The 2,659-nt window shown below is 66.9% G+C and carries 4 protein-coding genes and 1 pseudogene; 2 read left to right on the top strand and 3 right to left on the bottom strand.

Annotation, left to right across the window (positions count from 1 at the left end):
- The first annotated feature begins 514 nt into the window (after positions 1-514).
- Together HHL10_RS29980 and HHL10_RS30355 are read left to right on the top strand one after the other, a co-directional pair.
- Entirely contained in the window at positions 515-952 is a 438-nt protein-coding gene (locus HHL10_RS29980; RefSeq protein ID WP_205833300.1) for an AAA family ATPase, read from the top strand.
- A complete protein-coding gene (locus HHL10_RS30355; RefSeq protein ID WP_205833299.1) occupies positions 928-1,167 on the top strand; it encodes a hypothetical protein in 240 nt (79 codons plus the stop codon). The genes HHL10_RS29980 and HHL10_RS30355 overlap by 25 nt, the downstream gene beginning before the upstream one ends.
- Before the next feature lie 130 nt (positions 1,168-1,297).
- On the opposite strand, the gene HHL10_RS29975 is transcribed toward HHL10_RS30355, so the two are convergent.
- The 3 genes and pseudogenes from HHL10_RS29975 to HHL10_RS29965 form a co-directional block, all read right to left on the bottom strand.
- Entirely contained in the window at positions 1,298-1,654 is a 357-nt protein-coding gene (locus HHL10_RS29975) for a hypothetical protein (protein ID WP_169164086.1), read from the bottom strand.
- Positions 1,644-2,075 carry a hypothetical protein gene (locus HHL10_RS29970; RefSeq protein WP_169164085.1) on the bottom strand — a complete coding sequence of 144 codons (432 nt, stop codon included), beginning with the start codon at positions 2,073-2,075 and terminating at the stop codon, positions 1,644-1,646. Before HHL10_RS29970 ends, HHL10_RS29975 begins: the two co-directional genes overlap by 11 nt.
- Before the next feature lie 150 nt (positions 2,076-2,225).
- A pseudogene (locus tag HHL10_RS29965) lies at positions 2,226-2,533 on the bottom strand (transposase); the annotation flags it as partial.
- Positions 2,534-2,659: the final 126 nt, after the last annotated feature.

Genomic DNA, 2,659 nt, shown 5'->3' with positions numbered 1-2,659 from the left:
CGTGGCCGGTTTATGCCGCCTCTGGACTGGCCGGTTTATGCCGACTCCGCCGCTCAGCGCCACCACCCGCAGAGTGGCCGGATTACGCCGCCTCTGAAGTGGTCGGTATATGCCGCTCGCTGACAGCTGCTGCCCACCTTGACCGAGGCCGACACCGCCAGCCTCGAAGCCCTCAACCGCCGGCTGTGGGCCTGGGTGGAGAGCAAGTACCACCACAGCCCGCACCGGGGCCTGGATGGGCGACGGCCGGCTCTTCGAGCTCGATGCCGCGCTCGTGGGCCAGACCGTGACGCTGCGCTACGACCGCAGCCACCGCCGCCACCTGCGGCATCGACGTCTGGCACGACGGGCGCTTCGTCGTGCGTGCCCGGGCGCTCGACGCCTGCGCCAACTGCTTGCGTAGCGCCGGCGCCGTCCCACCCAGACCCTGGAGCCCGACCAAGCCGGCCGCGGCGCCTCGCCCCACGGGCCTGGCCCTGCGCCACCTGCGAGGTCCCAACGACAAGCAGCGGTGATGTACCTGACCCAATTCGGCTTGACGCGCCACCCCTTCGAGCGCGCGCTCGAGCCTGACGAGCTGTTCGCTTCCAGCGCCGTGTGCGAGGCGCAGGTGCGGCTGACCCACCTGGTGGAGCTGCGCGGCATCGGCTTGATCACCGGCGAGGTCGGTTCGGGCAAGACCACGGCATGCCGCCGGCTCGCCGCCACGCTGCACCCGGGGCTGCACCGGCTGTTCTACGTGCCGCTGTCCACCGGGAATGTCATGGACATGTACAAGGCCATCGCCTGGCAGCTCGGGCTTGCCGGTGGAGCGCAACCGCGCCGCCGCCTACCGCGCCATCCACACCGAGGTCTGCCGCCTGGCCGTCGAGTGCCGCATTCACCCCGTGCTGGTCGTCGACGAGGCGCAGCACCTGCGCTTGCGATGTGCTCGAAGACCTGCGGCTGCTGACCAACTACGAGATGGACGCCGCGCCGCGGCTGTGCCTGCTGCTGCCCAGGATCTCCAACCAAGCCGCGGTGCAGCCGCTCGACATCCTGGAGCAGCTGCTGGAGTGCGTGCGCCACCACTACGCGGCGCAGATCGAGCGCTGGCAGCGCCGTCAACGCCACAGCAACTTGCCCTTCGATCCCACGCCGCCCCCGGACGACGGCCTGCCGTTCTAAACCGGCCCGGCTCTCTCACCAAGCAACACGGCCCGGCATCCCCGGGCCGTCTTCGTTGCCCACCCGCATTACGCCACCGTCCCACATTGCGTCACCTGGGGGCCCAGTGCGGGCAGACGCCCATCCTGGATCACAAAACTGCCTGGGAAAGACGCGGTGGAAAAGCGCGGGAGACAACATGCGAGTCGCGATGCGTCCAGGCCCAGCACCAGCCCAGCCCAGCCTTGCCGAGGCCGATCTCGGCGATCAGGCGTTGGAAGCCTTGCCGCTCGGTGCTGGAGGCGCTCGACTTCGCCAGATCGTCGCCGATGAGCGTGATCCGCTCGCGCGGCCAGCCGAAGTCTGCAGCACGGTTGACCAGCCGGTACTGCAGTTCCGTGCTCTCCTGATGCTGCCGGACTTGCGTCGGCGACAACTGGCGCACGTAGACGTAGGGGAGCTTGGCACGATGGGCTGTGGTGACGCGCTCGTTCGCCTCACTCGGCACGGTCGACAGGACCTGTCTCCGCGTCGAGGATGCGCTGCAGCAGCCGAGCGACCTCTTGAGCGAGTTGCCGCTGCGTCGGAGCTGACCGAGCGGGCCAGGCGTCGGCCAATGGCCGGCGCATCAAATGCCGGATGATCGCGGACGACTTCAGCGTGAATGCATCGACATCGCTGTAGATCACGGCATCAGTGGTGAGTACGTCACGCGGGTACTGGAACGCGTTGGGCAGTTCCGTGGCTTGCCATAGGCGGTGCGCACGCAACATCAGGCCGGAGTTCACTTCGCGGGCACTGCTGGCTTGGCTGCAGACCGTGAAATCGAGCACCGGCTTATCGACGCTGGCAGCCCAACGCAAAAGACCTACCTTGGAAGCTTCACCGGCAAGCTCAGGGACGAACGGCAGTGGTTCGAGTCGTTGCACGCGGGAGGAAATCGCCCGCTGGCGGCGCAACTACAACGACGCTCGGCCACACAACAGCATCAGCCGGATGCCGCGCCCAGGCAGGACATCAATTAACGTGCAATCGCGGAATCAACAATCACAATGTTTGTACGCCTTCGGGGCAGGTGGAAGTAGCCCAACGGCCATATAAACCTTGGAGCCCTTGCGCCGCATGTAGCCGTCATAGCCGCCACGCGCGCCGTTTTCCACGCTGCTTTGCAACGTGCGGCCGTCCAATATCACGACGCTGGAGTGCCCCTGTAGTCCCTGGCCGGCACAAATGATGAAGTGCATGCCCCGACCATCGCCTCGAAGCAGCTCGCCTCGTTCCACCGGCAAAATTGCTGGTACACGGCCACCCAGGGCAGAAAGTCGTGGGGCAGCATTCTCCACGGTGCGCCGGCCCGAGCCAGCCAGCCCAGTGCGTTGAATACCTCGGCGCGCGTCAACGTACCTGTCGCCTGGACTATGCAGCCAGAGGCCGTTTATCCGGGGTGAGCGAGTGGGCCGCGACGGCTGCCTCTCGCTCAGGGTTGAGCGTCACGGCGCCGATGGGAGTCCAG

The organism is Azohydromonas caseinilytica (assembly GCF_012927045.1).
Lineage (GTDB): Bacteria > Pseudomonadota > Gammaproteobacteria > Burkholderiales > Burkholderiaceae_C > Azohydromonas > Azohydromonas caseinilytica.
Note: the sequence above shows the minus strand (reverse complement) of the source record. Positions and strands in the feature narration are given on the sequence as shown.

Bases quoted from the DNA above. Each gene is read 5' to 3' on its own strand.
- HHL10_RS29980 (WP_205833300.1), top strand. From the start codon at position 515: ATGTACCTGACCCAATTCGGCTTGACGCGCCACCCCTTCGAGCGCGCG.